The sequence below is a fragment of the Seonamhaeicola marinus genome (assembly GCF_008085455.1).
Genome location: NZ_VSDQ01000923.1, coordinates 1 through 225 on the forward strand (window position 1 = coordinate 1; position 225 = coordinate 225).

Annotated in this window: 1 protein-coding gene; it reads left to right on the top strand. The window is 30.7% G+C overall.

Features of this window, described 5'->3' with window-relative positions; genetic code table 11:
• The coding region (locus FUA24_RS24845) for an START-like domain-containing protein (RefSeq protein WP_246147166.1) at positions 1–182 on the top strand (182 nt) is incomplete at its 5' end.
• Between the last annotated feature and the right edge of the window lie 43 nt (positions 183–225).

Genomic DNA, 225 nt, shown 5'->3' on the forward strand with positions numbered 1-225 from the left:
GGTTAAATGACGAAGAAGAAGGAGCTTCATGCTATTTTGAAATAAGAATTCAAGTTGATGAAATTACAAAAGACGTATCATTAATGATAACAGATTTTGCTGAAGAAGATGAAATTGATGAAGCTAAGATGCTGTGGGAAAATCAAATATCAGATTTAAAACACGTATTAGGCTCAGCTTAAAAATAAAGTAGATTAAATACCCTATATTTGCCCCGTTTTAACA